Source organism: Legionella nigrisilvae, from assembly GCF_977063395.2.
On sequence record NZ_CDRUGZ020000019.1, the window covers coordinates 650540 to 676706 of the forward strand.

Genomic DNA, 26167 nt, shown 5'->3' on the forward strand with positions numbered 1-26167 from the left:
AAGCCAAAGGCCCAAACTACTTTTTAAGGAACAGCGACTAAACGTAATAAGGAGTCAATAAAATCGTCGCTATTAATTCCTTCTGCTTCAGCTTCAAAGCTTAATAGGATGCGATGCCTTAATACATCATGGGCAATCACGTGAATATCATCTGGAGTAACATAATCTCTCCCACAAAGCCAGGCATGAGCTTTCGAACAACGATCTAAAGCAATCGTAGCTCGGGGACTTGCACCAAAACGTAACCAACGACCCAGTTCTTCGCTGTATACGCCAGGATTACGAGTTGCAACTACTAATTGGACTAGATAATTTTCTAATGCTTCGCTGGTATGAACATTCAGTACCTGTCTACGCGCTTCAAATAATGTTTTTTGTGATAGCTTTTCAGTGGTAACGGGTTTAGTGGCCATAACAGCGCCTAAAGCTTCTTTGCGAGAGAGAGCTAAAATATCATGCTCTATTTTGGCATCAGGATAACTAATTTTTACATACATTAAAAACCGGTCCAGTTGTGCTTCCGGTAAAGGATAAGTTCCTTCCTGCTCAATTGGATTTTGTGTTGCCATGACTAGAAATAACTCCGGCAAAGGATAGGTTTTACCTCCTATAGTAACTTGGCGTTCTGCCATTGCTTCAAGGAGTGCGGATTGAACCTTAGCTGGGGCACGGTTGATTTCATCGGCCAAAAGCAAATGATGGAATATAGGGCCAGGTTGAAACACAAAAGAACCATTTTGTGGATGGTATACATCGGTACCAGTTAAATCTCCCGGCAATAAATCGGGTGTAAACTGGATGCGATGAAAATTTCCTTCCACACCATCAGAAAGTGCTTTAACTGCTCGGGTTTTTGCTAATCCTGGAGCTCCTTCAACTAATAAATGACCATCTGCAAGTAAGGCAATGAGCAAACGTGAAATTAATCCATTCTGGCCTAAAATTTGCGAATTTAAGTGATTACTTAACTGTAGTATTTGACGTTGTACAGCATTTCCACTCTTACTGTCTTCTACTTGCTCCATAGTTTCTACCTTAATCTAAATAACATCGAATAGAGTTAAATAAAAAAACTTATCCTAGCGTGAATTGTATTCGCTGCCAAGTGCTGCAGCGCATTTTGTTCAATCGTTAACCATACTTGGGGTGAAGTAAGCTAAAATTTGTAGCTTGGGAAAGGCGATGCCATCATTCAGGTCTGTTGCACTTCCCCTTGAGACTCTATTATTGTTGATAATCCGGATGGAGTTCCAAAGGCATCAGTGTTTGCAGCTTTTGATATAGAGAAAGGCTCTCTTCACAAAAAACCTGAAATTGTTGTTGGTTCTCCCATAGATCATAATCCGCTCCTTTAAGGAAAACCTGTTCTTTTTCGAGAGTTTTCAATACAACGCGTTCTTGATGTGAAAATCCTAAATGGCTATTTAATTCGACCAATTCCATTAGTTTTTTATGTTCTTTAATTGGGCGATGTTCGTGCAAACAATATGCCTTTAATGTCAGCACAAAAGCTTGATACATCAAAGAAGTAACAGGAGTTAATACCGTAAGTGGATCAGTTTGTCTAAAGGTCCAATCGGTGATTTGCTGCAAGAGATAATCGGCAGCGTAGGCATGTTGGGTTGCGATATTGAGCATTTCCAATGGGGATAAATAACGTTTGTCCATAAAGGAATTTTCCTATTCGATTTGAGTTGCTTTAGCTTATACAGCGGCATTCAACTGCTTTTTCTGGTTTTAAAGTATGTTAAAATTGGCCCTCATTATATCTATGAATTAAATTGATGCACGCTTTTATTAACAGTGCCTGGAAAATAGGCTCTCTGACATTATCCAATCGATTAATCCAAGGCCCTTTAGCGGGTTATAGCTGTGCACCATTTCGGACATTATTTAATCATTATCAGGCCCCAGCGTATTGTGTGGCTGAGATGAGTTCTGCAACGGATATTCTTTTTAAACATAAAGCTAATTCACGTTATATTTATCGGGCTCCACAAGAAGAGATTCTTGCATATCAAATTGCAGGCACTGAACCTTCTATATTGGCGCAAGCAGGACAATACCTCCAACTAAATGGTGCGAATATTATCGACATCAATTGTGGTTGTCCAAAACCTAAAATTCGTAAAAAAGGTGCGGGAAGTGCTTTACTCGAAGATCCGGAACACTTAGTGCGTATTGTCAAAAAAGTTCGTGCCGCGATTACTGTTCCCTTAACTATAAAAATCCGCATTCAAGGGGATGTAAAAGATGTTCTGCTGGCAAAAAAAATTGAAGAAGCGGGAGCAGATGCTCTAATCGTACACGGTAGGCGTTGGGTGGATGATTATGATGTAGCATCTGATTTACACCAAATCGCAATAATAAAACAAAGCATCGCTATTCCGGTCATTGCTAATGGAGATATTAATAATATCCATAGTTTGCATAGGGCAATAGAATTAAGTAATTGCGATGCTTATATGATCTCGCGTGCTGGCAGTGGTAAACCCTGGCTTTATCAAGAGTTATTAAAACAGCAAATTATTCCTATCAGTTTAGGGGAAAAGATCAGTTTGTTTATGACGCACTTACATGGATTGGCAGCACTGGAAGATGAGTATAAGGCTGTTTTACAAAGTAAGTCCCTAGTGCGTTATTATTTTGGCAAATTATTTGATGAATCAGCAATAAATCGTTTTTATAAATTGGATTCTTTGGATAGGATTTATAGCTTTTTGCAATCTTGGGTATAATTCGATTCTCAGAACGTTATTAAGTAGGTTAAATTAAATCACTGTAATCTTGATTATAAAGCTTAAGATGCTCCAATCGCTGAGCCGCTTTTTGCGCTCCTTCCTGATTTCCATTAGCAAAACGAAGCTTGGCAAGATAATTTAAATAAAGCTCAATATATTCTGGAGAAATAGGATATTGAAGGCCAGTTTCCAAGACCTCTTGAGCAAGGTCTAATTCATGTTTCTCTATTAAAAGTCGAGCAAAAGTAAGTCGCGCTAAACAAAAATGAGGATCATTTTTTATAGCCTTACTAAAATAGGCTTTTGCTTTTTGAACATCATCACGCTCTAAACTTTGTAACAATCCCATTTGAAAATAAGGACGTGCAAAGTAGGGGTTCATTGCAATTGCTTGTTTAATCGCAAATTCAGTTTTTTTTATCCAAGAATGACGTTCTTGAACTGAGGTTGCTTGTTGGATTAGTTGTAAACTTGCGTCAATTTTAAGGCTTTGAATTTCAACAAAAGGAAATAAGTTTAGCGCATGATTACTAGACGCAATCGCTTCGTTAAATTGTTTGGCTTGAATTGCTGCTTCAGTATTCTTGATATAATGTTCGAGAATTAAAAAACGAAAAAAATAAGAGCTGATCACTAATAGAAATACAATGACTCCACTACGCAGGATCCAAATATTTTTAAGTGAGAATGAATAAACTTTAACTCCACCTTCCTTCCTAAGAAAATAATGCAAATACCCTAAGCAGCATCCCATGAGGAGGTTCATAGGGAATACATAAAAATTAAAATCAATAAAGCTATGACATACTAAAGCCCCTAAAGCACTAAAGCAGGCGATGCCTTTGATATGGGTAACAGAGTTTTTACTCGGGTGGTTTAAATAGTGTTTTAAATAGATAAGCCCCGTCATGATAATTCCCAGCAGAATAACAATTCCTGGAATTCCAGTTTCAACAAGTAATTGTAAAAAATCATTGTGAGCATATTCGAGATTAGAACCATCACCGGGCAAGCTGAAGGCAGGATAATACTGTTTAAAATTAAAAATTCCTAAACCATACCATGGAGTATTTTGCCATAATTGCCAAGCACCGTTCCAGATAATAAGCCGGGATTTCTCATGAACGAGTAAGTCAAGACGATGTTGTATGGCGGGTTGAGCAAAGAGGCACAAGGTGGCTAATGCCAAAACTAAAATCCCTGATAATTGGTACATACTTCTAAGTTTTAGTTCATGACGGCATAAAACGATTTCTAGGGTTGCAAAGCAAATAAAACATAAGATCACACCACGGCTTAAAGCAGCCAATAAGGCTAGGGTGATGATATAAATACTGTTTAGGATAATGATTTTTTTTATGGTGTCTGATGATTTAAATCGGTTTATTTCTAGAGTAAAAAATTTACCTATTAATAAGAGATCGATCATCATTAAAAAAGCGGCAGCGGTATTCTTGCTTGCAAAAATACCAACAGGCATTGCATTTTTTGCGAATAATTGAATTAGTGCGTAACCTGCACAAATAAGACCTAATATCCAAAGCAGCTTGAGTAAATTCTTCCATAACCAATCCGCTAGAGAATCTCTATTAAATAAAATAAAACCAAATATCCACATGGAGCACTGAAAGATACCAAAAAGGGCAGTGCGTGGAACCAGGCCTACTAATGGAGGTAGAGTTGTCCAAACCAGCCAAATTCCCAGTAAAAAAGTTAATTGGGTATATTGAATTGACTTTAGAGACCAACAATAGCTAAGTGTAGAAGTAACAATAACACCATAACTGATTATTAAAATGGAATAGTCACTGGTGCCTTTAAACAGAAACGCTGCAGTGATCAACAAAAAAAACAGGACGCCTACAGACTTGTGAACATTGTTTTCTTGACTCAAAAAAGCCAGGGGCACCCTGTATTTCATCGAACATCACACATCATAAATAGTTAACACCCTGAAACCCATTTCCCTTTGATAAAAGGACCATCTAACGAGAAATCATGCTGGGTTACGGTGGTTGCAGGGTTACTGTTTCCGCCAGGAGGTAGTAGAAACATATGTAAATAATGCTGCCACATCCAACCTCCCATTAAGCTAATCTGTCCATTTCCTACTGCCAATTGATAGCTGGCACCTAATTTAGCTTCCAGCTCGGGAACAAGCCGAGTTTGTTTAGCCTGAGCGCTAAAGGGAAAGGCAATACCGCTTAAGTTTGCTCCAGATAAGCTGGCTTTACCTTGTCCAGTTAACAGGGTCATAGCACTTTGAGCAAATAATGCGAAACCATATTTCATATCCCGAGACATATCTACTCCTACCCGAGGACCGGCACCTTGGAATTTAGTGTAGGCGACGGATCTTTGTATTATATGTGGCGTAGGGTCAGAGGGTAGTTTTTCAAACTGATTGTCTGAACGTGTGATCCGGGTATTAACGTATTGTCCACCAGCATAAAAACGGATGGTTTTCTTTTTGCCGAAATGACTGGTTTGTGCAAATTCTAAATTAACGGCATCAAACTTAGTATCGAATTTTAAATCGGTGAAGGTAGTAACTGGATTAAATTCATCTCCAGAAAAAAATGAAAAATAATCAGAGTTGTCCGGATTGAAATGCAGCCAATTAACATTGAGATCATTTCCTGTATTAAAATGGTAGCTTCCTTCCAGTAAAAAACCCCAGTCCCAAGAAGAATCAACGGTATGCGAGTCGTTGCTGATTGGATTTAAAATTGGATTAAGTAGTGCGGAATTGGTGTTGGGTTGTAAATATAAAGCGCTAATACCCACATCCCAAGCATTGCATGGACAAGGAACCGTTACATTATCAGGACTGCATACAGGACCCATTGTCCCTGCTTGAGCTATTCCAAAACCCAGAGTACAAAGTATAAAACTGGCTATGTTCTTCATGAATTATTTATCATCCTTGTTGTTTTTACCCAATTATTCAATAAGTGAATTGATTAATCAATTAGGTATTAATAAATTATCCAAGCAAGCTTCTCCCCCCATCCACCTTGAGTATTTGTCCGGTGATATAGGGATTTTCGGCTAAGGCTAAAATTGCTTGGGCAATATATTCAGGATCCCCTTGTTTTTTTAACGGAATTTTCGCAATAATTTTTTCTTGTGTTTCTTGAGTTAAGATATTGGAATGCTCAGGCCAAATAGTAGCCCCTGGCGCAACGGCATTGACCCTAATTTCAGGCGCAAATTCACGTGCCAAGCTTTTTGTCTGCATTTCCAAAGCGGCTTTACTCTGGCAATATACAGAATAGCCTTTCAATGGTTTTTCTGCATGAGTGTCGCTTACATTGATAATGGCTCCAGATTCTTTTGCCAATAAAGGACGGGCTGCGAGACTAAGTAAAAAAGGAGCCTTAACATGAATGTTAAAAAGAGCGTGCCAATCTATTTCAGAAAAGGCAGTAAATTCAGTGCGGAGGAATACTGAAGCATTGTTAACTAATAAATCCAAACGTCCAGCCCAATCTTGAACAGTACTCATTATTTCTTCTGCTGCGCCGGGTTCATTTAATTCCCTTTGTAAAACAAACGCACTATAGGGACGTTGTTCATTTAAACCCGCTGCTAAGGCATGAGCCTCTGTTAATGATTGATGGCAATGGATTATAACTTTATACCCTGCTGAATGAAGTTTTTTGACTATCGCTGCACCGGTTCGGCGCGCTCCACCAGTGATTAAAGCAACTTTCACTTCTTGTTTGTTTGTCGGATTCAATGTATGTTCCTATTCTCGATTATCCTCGGTAAAACGAAGCTTCCTCACTTTATGCCTAGGTCTCCACGGAACCGCGGGACGGAGGATCAAAATTGCCTCGGTTTTGCCAGTTAAATTTTTTAAAGTAATTATGAGTATAATAAACACCATAAACGCGCTACTGGCCGAACGCCAGGCTATTCCCTTCGTAGAGTTCATGCAACTTGCATTGTACGCTCCTGGAGAGGGATATTATAGTTCCGGATTACAAAAATTAGGGAAGCAGGGGGACTTTATTACAGCTCCCGAATTGACTCCCTTATTTGGTAAAACGCTAGCGAATCAGTGCCAGCAGGTATTAATGCAACTTGAATCGCCGATGTTATTCGAATTTGGTGCCGGTTCTGGCGCTCTTTGTGTTGCTATATTAGAACATCTGGCAGAACAAAATGCTTTGCCAGAAGCTTATTATATTTTGGAGGTCAGTGCTAATTTACAACAGCGTCAGCGGGAACTGATTGCCCAAAAAATTCCTCATCTTGCTCATTTAGTTACTTGGCTTGATCATTGGCCAGAAGTTCCTTTTAATGGTGTGATTTTGGCAAACGAAGTTCTAGATGCGATGCCAGTTCATCGCTTTATGAAAACGGAACACGGCATTATGGAAAGTTATGTTGCTTTGAATGAACAGCACCAATTAATAGAGCTATTTAAACCCTGCCAGAATCAACGTTTGCTGGATTACATTCATAATCGATTATCCCTGCCAAAAACTCCTTATCTTTCGGAGGTAAATCTTTTTATCGATGATTGGATCTTAAATAATTATCAAATGTTAAAACAAGGCGTGGTATTTTTGATTGATTATGGATTTCCTCGTCATGAGTATTATCATCCTGATCGTAATCAAGGCACTTTAATGTGTCATTATCAACACCAAAGTCATCCGGATCCGTTGGTGAATCCAGGAGAGCAGGATATTACCGCACATGTAGATTTTACACATGTTGCAGAAGCGGGACAACAAGCGGGTTTTCATATCGCAGGTTTTACCAACCAAGCCTCTTTTTTGCTGGCCAACGGTTTGCTAAGCTTAATTAATACTTTGGATGATCAAATAGAACTAGTAAAAGCAAAACAAGCGATAAAGCAACTAACTCTCCCCAGTGAAATGGGAGAGTTATTTAAAGTAATTGCTTTAAGTAAAGATGTGGAAATTTCCTTAAACGGATTTCTATTAAATGATAAACGAGTGAGTTTATGAACATAAAAAGATATCTGACAACCGTGGAATTACAAAAAGAGTCCATGAAATTTTCTGCTGGTCATACGACCATTTTTTCTGCAACTGAAAGAGAGCCGTTACATGGCCATATGTATGGGGTTTATTTGGCACTCACGACTTGGGTTGAAGAAAATGGGATGACTTTTGACTATCGCTATTACAAAGAGCGCATCCATAAATTGTGTCGTCATTTGAACCAAACTTTTCTAATGCCGCAATTCTCTCCTTTTCTGGAATATGCTGAGGATGATGAATATTATTACTTTACCTTTAATCATAAGAAAATTCCCTTTCTGAAAGAGGATGTGACTTTATTACCAGTCACAAATATTACGGTAGAAGAGTTATCTCGTTGGTTTGTGCAAGAACTGATTAAAGATAAAGCAGAGTTAGATCGACATCGAATTGAGAATGTTGTGGTCAAGGTTTTTTCAGCTCCAGGACAATCAGCCAATCATCAATGGCAAAGAGCGCATGAATAAAAACGAGCAAGATAATATTATCGACAGCGCTCGTTCATCAATGCCTGCTGAGGTACCCCTGGATTTGAGGGAGCGTCATGATGTTGGGATGCCTACGACACAACCCTCTGTGCCAAAAATGACTACTATTTATCAAGTCTGTATTCCACATACGCATCGAGATTTTTTTGATTATGTTGTTGATGGACTTACTCCCTCCATTGGCGCGCGAGTTTGGATTCCTTTTCGCAAACAGATGCGTTTAGGTTTAGTAGTAGGGATTCATGAATCCTTGGACGATATTTCCTCATTAAAAAGCATCAGTACCGTTATTGATGACCAACCATTAATTGATAAAGCCACCTTAGCGTTATGTTCTTGGATTGCCAATTATTATCAGTCGCCCTTGTCTGAAGTAGTCCCACTGGCATTACCTAAAAAATATCGCTTAGGACAACCCAGCCAATTACCTATGGGGGATTTTTATCAATTGGCATTACCACTGGAAGAAGCCAAAATGCTTATTCCGGTGCGTGCTCGCAAACAATTGGAGCTGGTTGATTTCTTGAGTACCCAAAAAGAACCTGTTGCCAAAAATTGTTTGACTGAAAAAGGATTTAGTTCCACTCAACTTTGTAGCTTACTTGCTGCGAAGATCATTTCTTTATCTCAACAAATTGTACTGCCAGAAAAAGCAGATACTTTCTCAACTCCGCCCTTAATACTTAATTCGGAGCAAGCGGCTGCGGTAGATGCTATTACTGAAGCACTGTCTCAATACCAGTGTTTTTTATTACAAGGGGTCACAGGAAGCGGCAAAACAGAAGTTTATTTACAGGTTATTGCCCAGGTTCTTGCGGAACAAAAACAAGTCTTAATTTTGGTACCCGAGATCGGATTAACACCACAATTAGTGACGCGTTTTACCTCACGTTTTAAGCAAGCTGTTGCAGTGATTCATTCCAACTTGAATGAATCAGAACGACAAGTGGCTTGGCAATTAGCAAAAGAAGACAAAGTGAAAATAGTGATAGGAACCCGAGCCGCAATTTTTACACCGATGCCTAATCTAGGGTTAATTGTAATTGATGAAGAGCATGATGCATCTTTAAAGCAAATGGAAGGAGTGCGCTACTCTGCTCGAGATACGGCATTAATGCGCGCCCATTTAACAAATATACCTATTATTTTAGGATCAGCGACTCCTAGCTTAGAAAGTATGTACAATGTAATACAAAAAAAATACACTTTACTTCGCTTGACCCACAAAGCATGTTCCACAACTCCGTTACATTATCAATTGATTGATCTGCGTTCACAAACACTTCAACATGGTTTAGCAACTCCAACCTTGCACGTCATTAAGGAACATTTACTCAAAAAAAATCAGGTATTGGTATTTATTAATCGACGAGGTTTTTCCCCAGTACTGTTATGTCACCAATGTGGCTGGATGGTGGATTGTCGTGCTTGTGACACTCATCTCACACTGCATAAACAGTTAGGAAAGATGATTTGTCATCATTGTGGATTAAACCAAAAAACTCCGGATCGTTGCCGTAATTGCCAAAGTACGGAATTAATTCCGGTGGGCGCCGGTACGCAACGGATTCATGAGTTTTTAAGTGCATATTTTCCAAATACAGAGGTTGTGCGAATTGATCGGGATGCAGTGCGAAAAAAAAATTCCTTGGATGAGCATTTAGACAAAATTCATAATGGCAAGGCACAGTTGATTGTTGGCACCCAAATGTTAGCAAAAGGTCACCATTTTCCACGTCTTTCTTTAGTTGTGGTAGCCGATGCAGATGCGGGACTTTATAATCAAGATTTTCGGGCGCTGGAACATTTAGGGCAATTGTTAATACAAGTTTCGGGGCGGGCAGGTCGAGAAGAGCAAGCGGGTCAAGTGTTGATTCAAACCCACTTACCCAATCATCCACTCCTTAATGTGTTGATTCAACAAGGGTATGATTCATTTGCAGATGCCTTATTAGTTACCCGCGAACAAGCGCAACTGCCTCCTTATCACTATTTGGCTGTAATTAGGGCGCAAGGAAAAGTAGCAGCAAGCGTTTTAAAATTTTTGCATGCGGCGAAAGAGCAAATCTTGGCCTCTTCAATTACCGTTATGGGACCAGCACCTGCTCCTATGCCTCGCAAAGCAAATCAATACCGCATGCAATTACTACTGAAGTCTTCCTCCAGAAAAATCCTGAAAAATGCCTTAACGCAATTGCGTGAATGGTTATCAGGTAATAAATTAGGTAATGGTGTGCGTTGGAATGTGGATGTGGACCCTATAGATTTATCATAATGGAGATAGAATGACCGACTTGAACCTTGAAGTACATAAAAAAGTTTTTTCCATAGCTTGGGGAGATATGGATGCATTAGGCCATGTAAATAACGCCCGCTATTTTGATTATTTTCAAGAAGCACGTATTGAATGGTTAAGACAGCTCAATATCAGTATGTCTGAACAAACTGGCCCGGTAGTGATCCACGTAGCATGTACCTTTTTAAAGCCGGTAATTTATCCTGCGACAGTAACGTTGTGCTCCAAAATCCACAGTCTCGGAAATTCTAGTATGGTTATGGAGCATGAGCTGTATCAGGATGAAGTCAAGATGGCGCAAGGAAGCTGCAAGATTGTTTGGGTGGATTATACGAAAAATAAATCCGTAGCGTTACCCGATGAAATCCGCCGACTATTTGAAACTAAGTAAGCTAGGGAAAACCTCCCTGCCATTTAGCAATGATTTTGATATCTCTGCGAAGAGGTTAAAAATCATTATCATTCACCGACGGCAGGAACCTATTTTTGTAGTAGTTACTACTGCTATGCCATTTCTAGAAATGGATTAAACTGCAATCGGTGCTTTGATCGCAGGATGAGATTGATAATTTACGAACTCGAAATCATCATAAACATAGTCAAATAATGATTGCGGCGTGCGTTTGATATTTAAGGTGGGTAGGGGCAAAGGATCGCGGGTTAATTGAGTGCGTGCTTGTTCTAAATGATTTAGGTACAAATGGCAATCGCCGCCAGTCCAGATAAAATCACCTACATTGAGATTGCACTGCTGAGCAACCATGTGAGTAAGCAATGAATAAGAGGCAATATTAAACGGTACTCCCAAAAATACATCAGCAGAGCGTTGATACAACTGGCAGGAAAGAGTTTTATTCGCAACATAAAATTGGAATAGGGCATGACAAGGCATTAAAGCCATTTGATCCAGCTCTCCAACATTCCACGCACTAACCAACAAGCGACGTGAATCAGGATTGGTTTTTATTTGTTGGATGACATCACTGAGTTGATCAATAGTTCGCCCATCGGGTGTTGGCCAATTTCGCCATTGTTTTCCATAAATAGGTCCCAATTCACCATTGCTATCTGCCCATTCGTCCCAAATAGTAACTCCGTTTTCGTTTAAGTAAGAGATGTTCGTATCCCCTTTTAAAAACCAGAGTAACTCATGCACAATACTGCGCATATGTAATTTTTTAGTAGTGACTAAAGGAAATCCTTGGCGTAAATCAAATCTCATTTGATAACCAAAAACCGATAGAGTCCCTGTGCCGGTGCGATCTGTCTTTTGATTGCCGTGCTGTAGAATGTGTTCTAACAAGTTTAAATAAGTTTTCATCGTTTAATCCACCATAACCAAAATCCCAGTAATAACATGGGAATAGATAAAATTTGTCCCATAGTCACCCATCCGAAGGCAAGATAGCCGAGCTGCGGATCAGGTTGTCGGAAAAACTCAGCAATGATACGACAAATGGCGTATCCTATTAAAAAAATAGCAGAAACTCGCCCTACAGGACGAGGTTTACGCGCATAAATCCAAACAAGAAGGAACAAACCAATTCCCTCCAAACCAAATTCATACAATTCTGAAGGATGGCGAGGTTGATTATCAACATGGGTATATACTATCCCCCAAGGCATGTCAGTGACTCGACCCCATAATTCACCGTTAATAAAGTTACCAATTCGTCCAGCGCCTAAACCAATAGGAACTAACGGAGCAATAAAATCACCAATCTCCAGGAAGGATTTACCACTTTTGCGAGAAAAGAGCCAGAGTGCAACCGCCACCCCTATTAAGCCCCCATGAAAGGACATTCCTCCTTGCCAGATTTTAAATAAGGCCAATGGATTATGCACCAGTTCCGTGAAATTATAAAAAAGCATATAGCCAATGCGTCCGCCAATAATGACACCAAGGGCTGCGTAAAAAATCACATCACTGATTTGTTCAGACGTCCAATCCAGTTTGTAATGCTTCGCTCGCCAGTGAGCCAATAACCAGCCGCTCACAAAGCCAATTAAATACATTAATCCGTACCAATGCACTTGTAACGGGCCTATTGAAAATGCTACAGGATTTATATAAGGAAAAGTGAACATATCTATTTAAATTCCTTGGTTATAACACGCACGTTACCTTCCAACCAGATTACACGATTCAAGCAAATTCGTATTCATAAAGATTTTCCGGCCCTAATCAGGCCTCCCAATCCTTCGTCTTCTAGGGCTTTTTGTAAATGAAAACGTATTTGGGCCGGATGTTCAAATTCCAGTACTTCGGCTAGAATCTTACGAGCATTGGCAATGGCGAAATTACGAATAACCCATTTTACTCGCGGTAAGCTCGACGAGTTCATACTTAACGTATCAAAGCCCATGGCGATTAACAAAATAACTGACAAAGGATCACTGGCCATTTCTCCACAAATACTGACCTCAACTCCCGCTGCATGACCTCCTTCAACAACCTTCAGTAAAACACGCAGCATGGCGGGATGCATCGAATCATAAAGACCTGCAACTCGCGCATTATTTCTATCTACAGCGAGGAAATACTGCGTCAAGTCATTACTACCCACGGAAATAAAATCAACTCTCTTGGCGATTTCGCGAGCCAAATAGGCGGCTGCAGGGACTTCGATCATGACACCTAACTTGGGTTTTTCAATGACACACCCTTCTTCCAATAATTCAGTATATGCTTGATCAATAAGATAAGAAGCTTCTTCAACTTCGCTTAGATTAGTGACCATAGGTAACATAATTCGCAAGTTATTCAATTCTTCACTTGCTCGCATCATCGCGCGAATTTGCATCAAGAACACATCAGGATGATCTAGGGTAACGCGAATACCTCGCCATCCTAAATAGGGATTATCTTCTTCTACAGGAAAGTAGGGAAGTACTTTATCACCACCAATATCCAAAGTACGCATGGTCACTGGACGGGGAGCAAAAGCCTTTAGAGTTTGTCGATAAATAATAGTTTGTTCATCTTCTGAAGGGAAATGATCCCGGCTCATAAATGGAACTTCTGAACGGTACAGACCAACTCCTTCGGCACCGACACTCATGGATAAGCCTGCATCCATTGCCAAGCCTGTATTCACTTGCAACGATACTTTATAATTATCAACCGTTTCTGCAGGTTTATCTCGCAAGCTCACCAAGCTTTGCGTTAATGCTTGCTCTTCTTGTTCCAGTAATTTGAATTCTGCAAGTACTGATTTCGAGGGTGATATATAAACTTGCCCATAATATCCATCCACAACAATGGCTTTGCGAGAAATCAAATCCAATTTTAAACCACGAACACCCATAACCGTGGGAACGCCCAACGCACGTGCTAAAATAGCGACATGAGAGTTGTTGGAACCCTTGGCAGATATTACCCCCGCCAGATATCCTTCTGGAACTTCTGCTAAGGCAGCGGCGGTTACTTCCTCACCTACGAGAACTGTTCTTTTGGGATAAACAATTTCTTCTTGTTGCGACCATTGTAATGCGGCTAAAACACGTCGTCCTAAATCACGAAAATCACTCGCCCGCTCACGAAGATATGAATCCTCCATGCTTTCAAATTGGGCAATGTGCTTTTTAATCACCGTTGCCAAGGCAGCCTGAGCGCCAATTTTTTCTTTACGAATTACCTGTTCTACTTCAATGCCCAAACTGTCTTTATCGAGAATACGTAAGTACACATCAAACAATGCATGCTCATCTTCTGCAACAACGGATTTCATACGTCTGCTTAAACGATGCATGTCGTCTCTAGTGGATTCCAGTGCCTCATAAAACGCATTAATTTCTTCATCCAAAGTCTCGACAGGATTTTGGGGAACTGCATCGATATCTGCTTGCGGATAGACAACCACAGCGGTGCCTATCCCAATCCCTGGTACAGAACCAATTCCGGCAAGAGCTGCAGTGCTTAAGTCAACTTTTTTGGTAACGCCTAGAGGTTTAGGCTGGGTTAACTCAGCCAATTCGCCTGTGGCTTCGGCATGAGCGATAATCCCACCCAGTTGAGCAGCTAAGGTAATTAAAAAAGATTCTTCCGTATCATCGAAGTAACGTTGCTCTGTTTGTTGAACAATGAGTACGCCATAGAGCTTTCTATGTTGAATAATAGGCACACCTAAAAATGCCTTGAGATGTTCTTCACCCAATAAGGGATTATGATAAAAATCAGGATGAGCTGGGGCATCCTCTATATTGATGGGTTCTTCCCGTCGTCCGACCAGACCTACAAGTCCACTATCAAATGCAATACGAATTCGGAATGGAGCTTGCTTGTTTAAACCTTCGGTTGCAATAAGAACATATTCGGCGTGTTTGGTATCGATGAGGTAAACGGAAGCGGCCTCTGCATTAATGGCTTTATTAATTTGTTGCACCAGAATGCCAAGAGCTTCGGAGAGCTGTTTGGCTGCAGTGACTTCTTGAACTATCCGTTTAAGTACTTTGAGCATCTATGCCTATGATTACCTCTTTTATAAATGGTTACCGAAATGGCCGCATTTGGCACATCTTGAACGAAAATCGCTTCGAAACACTCACATAGCGATCTATGCTCCTATTTTGCGAAGCGATTTTCGTTCAACCTGTACCCAAATTCAACCGTTCAGTAAGATTTTTATATCCCACGTGACCTACGATCTTTTCTTTCTTTTAATACCGTAAGGTGTACGACGACTCTTTTTCAATAAAGGTTCTAACTCTTTCAAGGCCTGCATGTAAACTTGGCGTTTAAAAAAGATAACTTGTCCTTCTGGCTCATGAAAATCTACCCAACGCCAGCTGTCAAATTCTGGTGAATCACTGAGATCCAGTTTGACCTTTTGCTCACTGGCTACGAGCTTTAACAAATACCATTTCTGTTTTTGTCCTATCACTAGAGGCTCACTGCCATGACGTAGATATTGTTTGGGAAGTCTATACTTAAGCCAACGTTTGGTAGACCCAATGACCTCAACATCTTCCTTATCCAAACCTACTTCCTCATGCAATTCCCGAAACATTGCTTCTAATGAAGTTTCGCCGGCCGCCAAGCCACCTTGCGGAAATTGCCAAGCATCATGACCAGTCCTTCTACCCCAAAAAACCCTATTCTGTGCGTTGACAAGGATAATACCTACATTCAACCGATAACCGGCACGATCAATCACCATGATGTCACTGTTTAGATTAAACCGCTAATAGCTCGATTTTTCCATAAACTGCAAGAGCTTGGCAATTAAATATGTAATTATTATTGAAAAAAGGTAAGTACTCAATAAAAACTATGATCTCAATTTCTAAATAATAGGTTTTTCCAATCGGTTTAACGATGCCCAGCTAAAGGGAAATCAAGTAGCTACAATAAAAGTACTACATCATTTACGATTATTTAGTTATATAATTGGAACAAGTCTTCCAATTTACAAACCTATGAAAAAAAGAATCCTCATCATTAATACGGGCGGCACGATTAGCAGTATTAAAACAAAAAATGGTTATGAGCCTGCCCCGGGTTATGTGGAAGCTGCATTGCAACAAATTCCCTTATTGATGCATCCAGACATGCCTGAGTATTCGATAAAGGAATACCATCCTTTACTTGATTCATCCAATATGACCGTTCATGATTGGAATCGAATCGCTCGAGACATTGCCGATGATTACCCGAATTTTGATGGTTTTGTAGTATTTCATGGTACGGATACCATGGCCTATACTGCATCGGCGTTATCTTTTATGTTAGAAAATTTAGGAAAACCCGTACTTATTACTGGATCTCAAATTCCTTTATCCGAAGTACGGAATGATGCTATAGATAATGTGGTAACTTCATTGTGGCTTTGTGCCAATCAACCCATCCATGAAGTATGCATTTACTTTAATCAGCATTTAGTACGTGGAAATCGAACACAGAAAATAAGTTCGCAAGGATTTAAGGCCTTCGATTCACCAAATTACCCCCATTTAGCAGCTATAGGAATAGATATTAAGGTACATAAAAACCTTTTGCTCAAACGGCCGCAGCAGCCATTTAATTTACAAACGATTGAGCCGCAATTTATTGCGAACTTCAGATTATTCCCAGGATTTGCCACCGACGTTTTGGCTTATATTTTAAATCAGTCCATATGCGGTTTGATTTTGGAGACCTATGGTGCGGGTAATGCTCAAAATAACGATCCTCGTTTTTTAAAATTGCTCAAAGAAGCTTGTGCCCGGGGTGTAATCATCATTAACTGTACCCAATGCCAACAAGGGGGAGTAGAAATGAGTCACTATGCTACAGGACACTCTTTAAAAGAAGCAGGTCTCATTAGCGGCCATGATATGACTCCTGAGGCAGCACATTGCAAGTTACTTTATTTGCTTAGCAAACGATTGGAAATTGGAGAAATAAAAAGGTTAATGGAAAGAGATCTTTGTGGTGAATTGACATCATAATCAATTGTTTTTATGTCTCCTATAAGTTAAAAAAGCTGTCTAAGTAAAATTTCTACCATCACGAGTAACTTAAGATTTAAGAAAGTAAAACCCAGGTTTGTTCCCGGGTTTTACCCCTAACATTTAAACTAAACGAATTCTTTTGGCTTAACTACTGCTTCAGGTGATGCTTCAAATGTATCTGTTGTCAGCTCATTAATTTTTCTAATGGCCAAATTGAGTTGTTCCCCTAAGCGACCTTCGCTGGGAGAAAACCAATCTGAGGGTAATGTTAAATGTACTCCATAAAATGAGAAGAAAGGCAATGTATAATTGGCCTTATCTTTTTTTACCGTTTTTTTATTGTCTTCGGCTAAGTCTCGTAAAACTTGAAGGGTTCGTTTTTTTTGTTCTTCGAGGTTATGAGAGGGTTTTATTATTTCAAATAGAGACTGAAGTCTTACACCCAGCTTTTCTTCTTTTTCTGCCCGAAGCTTTAGATCAATACCTGATAAGGGACAAAAAATTTCTTCACCAAAATAATACACCGCATGCTGATAGACTATATGTGCTGGATTATTCTTAAAATCTTGATCAATTAACAAAAAATCATAGGCACCTGATTCTTTGAATAATTTTAGTTTTTCATAAAATGCGCTGGTATGAAAAACTAAGTTATTAAGACAGGAAATAGTATCACCTGTGTCTTTGGGTTCTCCATGAGATTCTCTTTTTAGTTGGACACGTGAACGGTACTCTGTAATCAATTGAGTAATGGCTTTAACACTTACTTCGTCGGACCCGGTGCTTTCGTATTTGACTATTTCATCGGATAATTCATCTATGAGATCTTTTTGTTCTTTAGAAAGTATTTTATTATGGCCATAAGTTTTAGACTTGCTATCTAAGCTTGCACTGAGAGGGCTCAATTGTTCCTTGATTAATTTTTTCAAAACCATTAGAAAAATAGTCATTGCTCTACTCCTTGAACTGTAATTTAGTTATCATTTACATATTTTTATATTAAGCAGATTTATCTCATTGCAAACCTATATTTTTTAACCTAGGAACTCATAACTACATGAACTTACAAATTATTATCTTAGCTGCAGGCCAGGGTAAACGAATGTATTCCAGTACTCCTAAAGTACTTCACCAAATTGCTGGGAAGCCTATGTTGACTCGGGTAGTGGAAACAGCACAGCAACTAAATCCTGATGTAATCCATGTTATATATGGTCATGGTGGTGAACAACTTAAGAACTCACTCCCTGACTTACCTGTGCATTGGGTATATCAGGCAGAACAATTAGGTACGGGTCATGCAGTTATGCAGGCATTACCTTTTATCCCACCACAAACACAAGTTCTTGTTTTATCTGCTGATGTACCACTTATTGAAGCAAGCACGCTGCGAGCATTAATTGAGTGCAACAATTCAGCAAATTCTTATAAATCCGTTTTGACACTTTTGGTTGCTCATCTCGAAGATCCTAGCGGTCTTGGACGTATTATTAGAGACAACCAAGGTGAAGTTTCCATCATTGTAGAAGAAAAAGATGCAAATGAGCAAGAAAAGAATATAAAAGAAATTTATTCAGGTATTTGTTGTGCAATATCTGATGATTTAGCAAAGTGGTTGCCTAGACTGAGTAATGATAATGCACAAGCTGAATACTATCTAACAGACATCATTGCTTTAGCTGTTGCCAGTCAAACATTAATTAAAACAATGAGTGTAAAAGATAACGCAGAAATTCAAGGGGTAAATAACCGTCTGCAACTCCAACAATTAGAGCGAATATGGCAAGTAAAACACGCTGAAAAATTGCTCCAACAAGGAGTAACACTCGCTGATGCACATCGCTTTGATCTGCGCGGTGAATTAACCTGTGGCAAAGATGTATATATTGACATCAATTGTGTGTTCCAAGGTAAGGTAGTTATTGGAGATGGTTGTTCTATCGGACCTAATTGCATCCTTACTGATGTGAGCTTAGGTGCTGGCTGTAAAATTTATGCCAACAGCGTTTTGGAAGGCTGTGAAATAGCAAATGATTGTGCAATTGGTCCTTTTGCTCGTTTAAGATCGGGTACGGAATTATCTGCAAACTGCAAAATAGGTAACTTTGTTGAAACCAAAAAAGCGGTATTTGCTGAGGGATCCAAAGCAAGCCATTTAAGTTACTTGGGAGATGTAAGTCTGGGGAAAAAAGTTAATGTAGGTGCCGGTACAATTACTTGCAATTACGATGGAGTTAATAAGCACAAAACCATTATTGAAGATGGAGTGTTTATTGGTTCAGATACCCAGTTGGTTGCTCCAGTGACAATAGGAGCTAATGCAACGATAGGCGCAGGGAGTACCATCCGAAAGCATGTACCTCCAGGTGAGTTGACGCTAACTGAATCAAAGCAGAAAACAGTTTATGGTTGGAAAAGACCTGTAAAAAAGGAATGATCCGCAATTTGCCTGGAACGCTCTTATAACCTAGGTTATATAGCTTAACCCCAGGCTAATGTTATGACGTCCGTAATCACAATATTTAATCCCTTAGTCATACTGCAAAGTTAACGCTTTATTCTTCTCCATATGAGTACAAAACCATAAAATAAAAGGGAGGAGAATGAGCGTCATTAATAATTTGTATTGCCAAACATTCACGACCAAATCAATAACCTGATCATAGGGATAAATACCCCCGAACAATAAGCTGTAGTCAATTAAGCATAATAAAGAATTGGAACAAAAATTAGCAATTAAGATGCGTAACGGACGATGTAAATTCCACTTGCAGTATTTTAAATAGTGTAACAGTAGGGCATTACTAATAAAGGCAACAAACAACGCTACCGAAGCCGTAGGTAGTCTTTTGAGCATGATATAATTGTAAAAAGGATTTAAATCAAAGAATGTCGGGGATGGTAAAGCCACGAGTCCTATAAGTAAAACATCAAATGTAAATTGAGTCGCAATAAGGATTAGGCATAATTTTAAATTAACTCGATAGCCCCAAAGCTCACCTAGGATGGTACTAATCATTAATGTAATGGGGAAAAACAAAGAGCTGGCTGATAGAACCATATATTTATGGATAATAGTTACGATTCTATATTCACAAGCCAGACAAATAAGCATGATGACGATCGCAACACAAATAAAGTAATGATATAGGGGTAATCCCTCTCTGCCAGGTTCTGGAGTGAAAAAAGAATTCTGGTATTTAAGCAAAATGGTTAAATAAAACACTCCAATAAGAAGCAATATGAGTGAAGCAATCATCATGGAATCAATAAAAATTTGTTTGAAACTGTGGAGATGTACTCCTGAAAATAAGAGAAAAAAATCAAGTCCAAAAAAACTAATACCACCTAATACGGCAAGGAGCATACATTGTTTTGGTGAAGGCAGTATTTTACTGGACTTAGGATAAAACAATAGATGGGGTAGGTAGAAGCTAAGTGCAAAGGAAATGGTGGTTGCAAAGAATTTCTTAGGGATGTCTGCAAAAATAATTTGATAAACGGGATTATCATGCATGTATTCGGCGGCAGGTAAATGTATAAGTACATACACGCCAATACAAAAAACATATAAAGTCATTAACGAAATATTCAGCAGATGCCTTTGTTCTTTTATCGTACAAGTTCTTAATGCCAATAAATATAAACCTGCTATTAATGGGGTGATTAAGCAGTTCACTGAGAACATTAATCCATCTATGAGAACAATTTTAAACGAAACATTAATGAGTAGAATAAGAGAGGTAATAACGCTTACTGTCAGGAACAAGAAACAGCGTGAACGCTGTGAAGGCAATGATTGATTCATATGTTTAGGATTTCCATAACTTTGCCTTGGTTTTTACTGACAATTGTGCTTTTTAATAAACTAATTCGCGCGTAAATATAACACCATTGTATTTAATATGGCAAGTAGTTGCCCACTTCTGCGGGAGTACTGCGGTAGCGCCTGAAAAAAATTAGGGGTCTTAAGCCAGATGGTGAGAACGATCGGGCACTAGGCGAATTGCGATTTCAAACAAGGTGATCGAAAGAATCCAAATACTATAAGCATTCTTTCGACCCACAACTCATTGATTATAAACAGTTGTTGAAGAAAGTTCCTCTTGAGATGGTGAAGAACAATCTACTTCTTGCGGAGGTCTATTGTTCATGGCTCTTGCTCGCTGCTTCGTAGAAAATAAACTATTAGCAGTTACTCCAGTTAAAGTTTTTGAGGGAATTAACTGTTTGGCGTCTATCACTGTTGGTGTTCTTGGTGTTTTTAATTCATTAGCTGAAGGTACAATTTGGGTCTTAGGCTCCTGGGGAAGCTCAATAATTTTGTTTGATTCATGTAAGCCTGCGCTGCGAGTCCCTTTAGCCAAAATTACCTCATAAGATACACTGTTTCGTTCAAGCCATAATCTTAGGGCAGTAACAAAATCCCAAAAATCCTCTTTCTTACTCAAAGATAACAGAAATTCAGACAATTTTATAGGTAAGCCGAATCGGTAGTTTAATACGACTGGAAGTGTATATTTAACCGTAGACGCAATTGCTGTAGGCGCCGTTGTTAAGGTTTTAACTGGTTTTGTGGCTTCAATAATTTCTATAATATAGAGTAAATCAGAGCGGATGTCGGGCCAAAATTCCTTAATCACTGGATCATTGACGGCATTTTTAGGGCTGTGAAAGATTCTAGGTAGAACAAGGTTTCTTGTTTTCTCCATAGCATAAAGTAAATCTATGCTAATATCGTTCCAAAATTCTTTGCGAATATTTGACCAAAATTCCTTACTCACTGGAGCATTGAGTTCATTTTTGGAGCTATTAAACATACTAGGTAGAAGATGCTTTGTGGTTTTCTTAAAAAAACCAGGTGGCGTTGGTTTAACTTGCTCTAAATCACTTTCCAAAACCTTAGTTAGAAATTTGAAAACAGTTGATAAAGGAATGAAGGGTTTAGCGCCTGGAGGTGGTTTAAAATCAATAGGTATTCGTTGCATTAATCCTGCAAATACGACGTCAACAGTGAATCGCTTGATACGATCATAAATCACTAAAGGATCAACGGGGATGGTATCTTTCGTTGAGCGAACTAATGGCAAAGTCATGTGCGATGCCACATTAATATGGGCTAAGAGTAATAAATGGCGCAATGTACGGAGATAAAGGTAGGGGATTGGGCCTACCGTAGAATCAAGTGCATAATCCATTAAGGCTGAAGTTGCTGTATAAGAAGCCCCTAAAGACAAGATGGATTCAGACTTCATCGCCTTATGGCGCTCACAACGTTCTGGGGTTGCCATCCGAGTGATGTATTCACCATAAAAAAAGATAGCCAAGATCCATGCCACTTGCTCCCCATAGGGAACGAATTTACTAATTCCTAAAAGTACAAGATCATTAAAAGCCAATACAATGGGTTCGCGTAGGGAACCTTTAAATTTGCGTTTGAAATTACAATCCTCTTCTTTTTCGCCACAGAGGGTCGGTGGGGGAGGGATAAGTTTTCCTTTGTGTTCGTTAAAAGCAGATGAACCTAATGCATCAAGAGCTAAGGTATGCACAACTACTTTGGATGCTTGTCGATAAGTAAATCCCCATACTGCGTAATTTACTAAAGTTAAGCTAGGAACAACCATATAAGATGCTAAGATCCCGGTTGGATCTTCGGGACGCAAATAATTTTGAATATTATTATTGGCATAATGTGCGCCCACAACAGGAAGGACATCATACAAAAGTATATTCCCTCCTCCTTTGACAATTTTCATCACCGGGGGAGTGACTACTGCAGGAATTGCCTCACGTAAGGCTAAGACTTGTTCCGCTACATAAAATGCAGTATTTGCAGCGTAACCTACTGTTTGCTTTATGGCGTTATTCCAAACCCATGTTGCCCCATCACCAAGTGACTTGGTTCCATCAACTACTGAAGTCCACCAGTTCATAGTATTGCTCTCCCTGCAACAACGAAATTTTATTGTAAGAGTAAAAATTTGGAAATGCCAGTCTTTTTCGCATGAAGTGCAGGAACATTACATCTTGCTAATGATTCAAATAAATCTTTATTTTAATAAGGAGAATGGTAACCTTTATTATTTATTTTTTTCAGTTCAACTAACCCGTTATCATAACTAATCAATTGATTTTTCGCGTTAAATTACTTAAGTTATGTCCTAATCCATTAACCCGAGGGCAGGAAATTCTAAACATCTGGGGTGTAATGACAAATCTCTCTATTAAGACCAATTCTTATCAGGATATTCACATAGATCTTGAATGATACAGTTTTTACAATGAGGACGTCGTGCGGTACATATATAACGTCCATGGAGAATAAGCCAATGGTGAGCGTCCTTCAAAAACTTGGGTTCGATGTTTTTTAGGAGCGCTTTTTCAACTGCTAAAGGAGTTTTCCCTTTGGCAAGCCCTGTGCGGTTCGCTACCCGAAATATGTGGGTGTCTACAGCCACAGTGGGCTCCCCAAAAGCGGTATTGAGAATCACATTAGCGGTTTTACGACCTACCCCAGGCAATGATTGCAATTCCTCACGTTGATTAGGAACGTTACCCTTATATTTTTTGACCAGCAGGTCACAGGTGTTCATAATATTTTGGGCTTTGCTATTATAAAGGCCTATAGATTTTATATACTCTTTAAGTCTATCCAGTCCTAAATCAAGGATACCTTGAGGGGTATTAGCCACCGGAAATAATTTAGCAGTGGCTTTATTTACACCCACATCCGTTGCTTGTGCTGAAAGAATGACCGCAATTAATAATTCAAAAGAAGAGCGGTAAGTCAACTCAGTAGTTGGATGTGGGTTTTGTTCTTGAAAACGGGCAAAAATTTCGTGGCGCTGTTGTTTATTCATGGCTTCTTTTCGCTTTTACGCGGGCCAATGCCTGTTGGATATAGTCCTGCTTGGCTTGCATGTCTTGGGTTTTATCCGCTTTTAATGCAAGTTGACGCTTTTCTCGATACGCTTGCTGTTTTTCATGTTCTTCACGTAACAAACGGGTTTGTTTGGCATTAAAACGTTTACGTGCTAAATCTTTATCATAGTTTACATGGGGTAAATTAACCATCTCGATACAATCTACGGGACAGGGAGCAACACATAATCCACAACCCGTACATTCATGGTCAATTACAGCGTGCATTAATTTGCCGCTGCCAATAATTGCATCGACCGGACAGGCTTTGATGCATTTGGTACAACCGATACATTCTGCTTCACGAATGACAGCAACAGATGGTGCGCGGGTATTTGCTAACGCTTCTTGCAAGTAAGGAGCAGGATCAACATTGAGTAATGCTCCGAGCGCTTTAACTGTGTCAACTCCTCCTGGAGGACATTTATTAATCGCAGCACTCCCTTGAGCTAGCGCTTCGGCATAGGGCAAGCAACCAGGATAATTGCACTCGCCACATTGAGTTTGTGGCAAAAGTGCTTCAATTTCTTTAACTGAGGCCATTGTTCACCTGTTTGGATTGCTCCAGCATGGCTTGTATTTTTTCTTTTTCAACACGAACCATTAAAGGTTGAAACGTATTGATGCTCTGATTTAATAAAGGATTATCAATTGATTCCCAGGTAAGGGGGGGACAATTTAAAAATTCTTCCGCGGCATTTGCCATCAGAGGGACTATTGGCTTTAGGTAGGTAATTAAGATTCGGAATAAATTAATTCCCATGGTACAAATAGCTTGTACTTCAGGTAAACGTTCTTCTTGCTTTGCTAATACCCAAGGTTTATGAGTATCGATGTATTGATTGACTTTATCGGCACAATCCATAATGTGACGTACAGCACGAGCATAATCGCGAGATATAAATGATTCAATGACTTCAGCACGCATTTCTAGCAGTTCGGCATACAATTGTGGATCGCTTAAGCTATTACTGAGTTGGTTCGCAAATCGCTTATTGATAAATCCGGCGCAACGGCTGGCAATATTGACAACCTTGCCCACAAGGTCTGCATTGATTCTGTTGGTGAAATCCTCAAAATTTAAATCGAGATCATCAACACGACCATTCAGTTTAGCTGCAAAATAATACCGTAGGTATTCCGGATGTAAATGTTGCAGATACGTACGTGCTTCCAGAAAAGTTCCGCGTGATTTTGACATTTTTTGGCCATCAACGGTTAAAAAGCCGTGAGTATAAACTGCAGTAGGCATCCGATGACCACTGGCAGCAAGCATAGCCGGCCAAAACAGAGCATGAAAGTAAACGATGTCTTTGCCCACGAAATGGTACAACTCAGTGGTCGTTTCTTTATCCCAAAATTCAGCAAAAGAGACGTCATGTTCCTCACAGTATTTCTTAAAACTGGCCATGTACCCTATAGGAGCATCAAGCCAGACGTAGAAATATTTATCGGTGGTCCCTGGGATTGGAAACCCGAAATAAGGTGCATCACGTGAAATATCCCATTGTTTTAATCCAGCCGCAAACCATTCATCTAATTTGTTGGCTACTTCAGCTTGCAGGTGCCCGCTTCGAGTCCATTCCTTTAATAGATCTTCATAACGAGGTAAGTCAAAAAAGTAATGTTCTGAATCTTTTTCTACAGGTTTAGCACCGGAAATAGCAGATACTGCATCAAGTAGATCTGTGGGTGAGTAGGTTGCACCACAAACTTCGCAGTTATCGCCATATTGATCCTTAGCACTACATTTAGGACAGGTCCCTTTGACATAACGATCGGGTAAAAACATTTGCTTTACGGGATCATAAGCTTGACGTATGGTTCGTTTAATAATTGAACCATTTGCCTTTAAGGACTCGTATATAGTCTCCGCTAAAATTTTATTTTCTGGGGAGTGAGTCGTGTGATAACAATCATAAGCAATCGCAAAGGCTTTGAAGTCACGCTCATGGCTTAGTTTGATCTCAGCCGTTAACGCTTCAGGAGTAATCCCCATTTGCTCTGCTTTTAACATAATTGGAGTGCCATGAGCATCATCACCACAGATACTGATGCATTCGATTCCAGACATCTTATGAGTGCGTACCCAAATATCCGTTTGAATGTGTTCCACTAAATGCCCAAGATGTAAATGTCCATTTGCATACGGTAAGGCGCTGGTAACCAGCATTTTACGTTGTTTCGCCATCAAGTAGATACCTGCTTATCTGAAAATGATTGATTATAACGCATATGAATTATAAATGCTGTAGGTAACTGAGT

Annotated in this window: 22 protein-coding genes; 7 read left to right on the top strand and 15 right to left on the bottom strand. The window is 39.5% G+C overall.

All coding sequences use genetic code 11. From position 1 onward, the window contains the following. Window positions 1–23: 23 nt before the first annotated feature. Entirely contained in the window at window positions 24–1025 is a 1002-nt protein-coding gene (locus ACWTE2_RS07970) for an AAA family ATPase (protein WP_454784913.1), read from the bottom strand. Window positions 1026–1224: 199 nt separating this feature from the next. Then, window positions 1225–1668 carry a hypothetical protein gene (locus ACWTE2_RS07975; RefSeq protein WP_454784914.1) on the bottom strand — a complete coding sequence of 148 codons (444 nt, stop codon included), beginning with the start codon at window positions 1666–1668 and terminating at the stop codon, window positions 1225–1227. Window positions 1669–1784: 116 nt separating this feature from the next. Here ACWTE2_RS07975 and ACWTE2_RS07980 point away from each other — a divergent pair, with 116 nt between their 5' ends. Next, a complete protein-coding gene (locus ACWTE2_RS07980; RefSeq protein WP_454784915.1) occupies window positions 1785–2738 on the top strand; it encodes a tRNA dihydrouridine synthase in 954 nt (317 codons plus the stop codon). Between the two features lie 28 nt (window positions 2739–2766). On the opposite strand, the gene ACWTE2_RS07985 is transcribed toward ACWTE2_RS07980, so the two are convergent. From ACWTE2_RS07985 to ACWTE2_RS07995, 3 genes are all read right to left on the bottom strand, one after another. Beyond that, window positions 2767–4635 carry an O-antigen ligase family protein gene (locus tag ACWTE2_RS07985; RefSeq protein WP_483099545.1) on the bottom strand — a complete coding sequence of 623 codons (1869 nt, stop codon included), beginning with the start codon at window positions 4633–4635 and terminating at the stop codon, window positions 2767–2769. 50 nt (window positions 4636–4685) lie between these two features. Further along, window positions 4686–5651, bottom strand: coding sequence for an Lpg1974 family pore-forming outer membrane protein (locus ACWTE2_RS07990; RefSeq protein WP_454784917.1), 966 nt, complete (start codon window positions 5649–5651; stop codon window positions 4686–4688). Between the two features lie 76 nt (window positions 5652–5727). Then, window positions 5728–6483 carry a pteridine reductase gene (locus tag ACWTE2_RS07995; protein ID WP_454784918.1) on the bottom strand — a complete coding sequence of 252 codons (756 nt, stop codon included), beginning with the start codon at window positions 6481–6483 and terminating at the stop codon, window positions 5728–5730. 130 nt (window positions 6484–6613) lie between these two features. Between ACWTE2_RS07995 and ACWTE2_RS08000 the strand changes: the two genes are divergently transcribed. The 4 genes from ACWTE2_RS08000 to ACWTE2_RS08015 all read left to right on the top strand — a co-directional run bounded on the left by ACWTE2_RS08000 (window position 6614) and on the right by ACWTE2_RS08015 (window position 10937). After that, the gene (locus tag ACWTE2_RS08000) at window positions 6614–7726 is read left to right on the top strand and encodes a class I SAM-dependent methyltransferase (RefSeq protein WP_454784919.1); all 1113 of its coding nucleotides are present in this window, start codon (window positions 6614–6616) and stop codon (window positions 7724–7726) included. Beyond that, window positions 7723–8229, top strand: a complete 507-nt coding sequence (locus tag ACWTE2_RS08005) for a 6-pyruvoyl trahydropterin synthase family protein (protein ID WP_454784920.1) — start codon at window positions 7723–7725, stop codon at window positions 8227–8229. Before ACWTE2_RS08000 ends, ACWTE2_RS08005 begins: the two co-directional genes overlap by 4 nt. A 118-nt stretch (window positions 8230–8347) precedes the next feature. Next, the gene (locus tag ACWTE2_RS08010) at window positions 8348–10525 is read left to right on the top strand and encodes a primosomal protein N' (RefSeq protein ID WP_454785029.1); all 2178 of its coding nucleotides are present in this window, start codon (window positions 8348–8350) and stop codon (window positions 10523–10525) included. A gap of 10 nt (window positions 10526–10535) precedes the next feature. Beyond that, entirely contained in the window at window positions 10536–10937 is a 402-nt protein-coding gene (locus ACWTE2_RS08015) for an acyl-CoA thioesterase (RefSeq protein ID WP_182392234.1), read from the top strand. 135 nt (window positions 10938–11072) lie between these two features. Here ACWTE2_RS08015 and thyA read toward each other — a convergent pair whose 3' ends face one another. From thyA to ACWTE2_RS08035, 4 genes are all read right to left on the bottom strand, one after another. Then, a complete protein-coding gene (thyA, locus tag ACWTE2_RS08020; RefSeq protein WP_182392235.1) occupies window positions 11073–11867 on the bottom strand; it encodes a thymidylate synthase in 795 nt (264 codons plus the stop codon). Next, window positions 11864–12634 (bottom strand): prolipoprotein diacylglyceryl transferase, encoded by a 771-nt coding sequence (lgt, locus tag ACWTE2_RS08025; protein ID WP_454784921.1) that lies wholly within the window; start codon window positions 12632–12634, stop codon window positions 11864–11866. Before lgt ends, thyA begins: the two co-directional genes overlap by 4 nt. A 74-nt stretch (window positions 12635–12708) precedes the next feature. Beyond that, on the bottom strand, window positions 12709–15006 hold the full coding sequence (gene ptsP, locus ACWTE2_RS08030; protein WP_454784922.1) for a phosphoenolpyruvate--protein phosphotransferase: 2298 nt from the start codon (window positions 15004–15006) through the stop codon (window positions 12709–12711). A gap of 180 nt (window positions 15007–15186) precedes the next feature. Next, a complete protein-coding gene (locus ACWTE2_RS08035) occupies window positions 15187–15705 on the bottom strand; it encodes an RNA pyrophosphohydrolase (protein WP_454784923.1) in 519 nt (172 codons plus the stop codon). A gap of 259 nt (window positions 15706–15964) precedes the next feature. On the opposite strand from ACWTE2_RS08035, the gene ansA reads away from it, so the two are divergent. After that, window positions 15965–16975 (top strand): asparaginase, encoded by a 1011-nt coding sequence (gene ansA / locus ACWTE2_RS08040; RefSeq protein ID WP_182392239.1) that lies wholly within the window; start codon window positions 15965–15967, stop codon window positions 16973–16975. A 128-nt stretch (window positions 16976–17103) separates the two neighbouring features. On the opposite strand, the gene ACWTE2_RS08045 is transcribed toward ansA, so the two are convergent. Then, window positions 17104–17928 (bottom strand): lpg2874 family Dot/Icm T4SS effector, encoded by an 825-nt coding sequence (locus tag ACWTE2_RS08045; protein ID WP_454784924.1) that lies wholly within the window; start codon window positions 17926–17928, stop codon window positions 17104–17106. Window positions 17929–18035: 107 nt separating this feature from the next. On the opposite strand from ACWTE2_RS08045, the gene glmU reads away from it, so the two are divergent. Further along, complete coding sequence (gene glmU, locus ACWTE2_RS08050; protein WP_182392241.1) at window positions 18036–19415, top strand: bifunctional UDP-N-acetylglucosamine diphosphorylase/glucosamine-1-phosphate N-acetyltransferase GlmU; 1380 nt, start codon at window positions 18036–18038, stop codon at window positions 19413–19415. 93 nt (window positions 19416–19508) lie between these two features. Here glmU and ACWTE2_RS08055 read toward each other — a convergent pair whose 3' ends face one another. From ACWTE2_RS08055 to metG, 5 genes are all read right to left on the bottom strand, one after another. Then, window positions 19509–20786 carry a VUT family protein gene (locus ACWTE2_RS08055; RefSeq protein ID WP_454784925.1) on the bottom strand — a complete coding sequence of 426 codons (1278 nt, stop codon included), beginning with the start codon at window positions 20784–20786 and terminating at the stop codon, window positions 19509–19511. Between the two features lie 262 nt (window positions 20787–21048). After that, a complete protein-coding gene (locus ACWTE2_RS08060; RefSeq protein ID WP_255464285.1) occupies window positions 21049–22914 on the bottom strand; it encodes a hypothetical protein in 1866 nt (621 codons plus the stop codon). Between the two features lie 291 nt (window positions 22915–23205). Next, window positions 23206–23841 (bottom strand): endonuclease III, encoded by a 636-nt coding sequence (nth, locus tag ACWTE2_RS08065; protein WP_454784926.1) that lies wholly within the window; start codon window positions 23839–23841, stop codon window positions 23206–23208. After that, window positions 23834–24445 (bottom strand): RnfABCDGE type electron transport complex subunit B, encoded by a 612-nt coding sequence (locus ACWTE2_RS08070; RefSeq protein ID WP_454784927.1) that lies wholly within the window; start codon window positions 24443–24445, stop codon window positions 23834–23836. Before ACWTE2_RS08070 ends, nth begins: the two co-directional genes overlap by 8 nt. Next, complete coding sequence (gene metG, locus ACWTE2_RS08075) at window positions 24432–26093, bottom strand: methionine--tRNA ligase (RefSeq protein ID WP_182392245.1); 1662 nt, start codon at window positions 26091–26093, stop codon at window positions 24432–24434. Before metG ends, ACWTE2_RS08070 begins: the two co-directional genes overlap by 14 nt. Window positions 26094–26167: the final 74 nt, after the last annotated feature.

What these genes read in the sequence shown, in the direction of transcription:
- ansA (WP_182392239.1), top strand. Translation starts at nt 15,965, where the DNA reads ATGAAAAAAAGAATCCTCATCATTAATACGGGCGGCACGATTAGCAGT.
- ACWTE2_RS08045 (WP_454784924.1), bottom strand. Translation starts at nt 17,928, where the DNA reads ATGACTATTTTTCTAATGGTTTTGAAAAAATTAATCAAGGAACAATTG.
- ACWTE2_RS07975 (WP_454784914.1), bottom strand. Translation starts at nt 1,668, where the DNA reads ATGGACAAACGTTATTTATCCCCATTGGAAATGCTCAATATCGCAACC.
- lgt (WP_454784921.1), bottom strand. Translation starts at nt 12,634, where the DNA reads ATGTTCACTTTTCCTTATATAAATCCTGTAGCATTTTCAATAGGCCCG.
- ACWTE2_RS08060 (WP_255464285.1), bottom strand. Translation starts at nt 22,914, where the DNA reads ATGAACTGGTGGACTTCAGTAGTTGATGGAACCAAGTCACTTGGTGAT.
- ACWTE2_RS08015 (WP_182392234.1), top strand. Translation starts at nt 10,536, where the DNA reads ATGACCGACTTGAACCTTGAAGTACATAAAAAAGTTTTTTCCATAGCT.
- glmU (WP_182392241.1), top strand. Translation starts at nt 18,036, where the DNA reads ATGAACTTACAAATTATTATCTTAGCTGCAGGCCAGGGTAAACGAATG.
- ACWTE2_RS08000 (WP_454784919.1), top strand. Translation starts at nt 6,614, where the DNA reads ATGAGTATAATAAACACCATAAACGCGCTACTGGCCGAACGCCAGGCT.
- ACWTE2_RS07970 (WP_454784913.1), bottom strand. Translation starts at nt 1,025, where the DNA reads ATGGAGCAAGTAGAAGACAGTAAGAGTGGAAATGCTGTACAACGTCAA.
- ACWTE2_RS08010 (WP_454785029.1), top strand. Translation starts at nt 8,348, where the DNA reads ATGACTACTATTTATCAAGTCTGTATTCCACATACGCATCGAGATTTT.
- ACWTE2_RS08005 (WP_454784920.1), top strand. Translation starts at nt 7,723, where the DNA reads ATGAACATAAAAAGATATCTGACAACCGTGGAATTACAAAAAGAGTCC.
- ACWTE2_RS07980 (WP_454784915.1), top strand. Translation starts at nt 1,785, where the DNA reads ATGCACGCTTTTATTAACAGTGCCTGGAAAATAGGCTCTCTGACATTA.
- metG (WP_182392245.1), bottom strand. Translation starts at nt 26,093, where the DNA reads ATGGCGAAACAACGTAAAATGCTGGTTACCAGCGCCTTACCGTATGCA.
- ACWTE2_RS07990 (WP_454784917.1), bottom strand. Translation starts at nt 5,651, where the DNA reads ATGAAGAACATAGCCAGTTTTATACTTTGTACTCTGGGTTTTGGAATA.
- ACWTE2_RS08055 (WP_454784925.1), bottom strand. Translation starts at nt 20,786, where the DNA reads ATGAATCAATCATTGCCTTCACAGCGTTCACGCTGTTTCTTGTTCCTG.
- ACWTE2_RS08035 (WP_454784923.1), bottom strand. Translation starts at nt 15,705, where the DNA reads ATGGTGATTGATCGTGCCGGTTATCGGTTGAATGTAGGTATTATCCTT.
- nth (WP_454784926.1), bottom strand. Translation starts at nt 23,841, where the DNA reads ATGAATAAACAACAGCGCCACGAAATTTTTGCCCGTTTTCAAGAACAA.
- thyA (WP_182392235.1), bottom strand. Translation starts at nt 11,867, where the DNA reads ATGAAAACTTATTTAAACTTGTTAGAACACATTCTACAGCACGGCAAT.
- ACWTE2_RS08070 (WP_454784927.1), bottom strand. Translation starts at nt 24,445, where the DNA reads ATGGCCTCAGTTAAAGAAATTGAAGCACTTTTGCCACAAACTCAATGT.
- ptsP (WP_454784922.1), bottom strand. Translation starts at nt 15,006, where the DNA reads ATGCTCAAAGTACTTAAACGGATAGTTCAAGAAGTCACTGCAGCCAAA.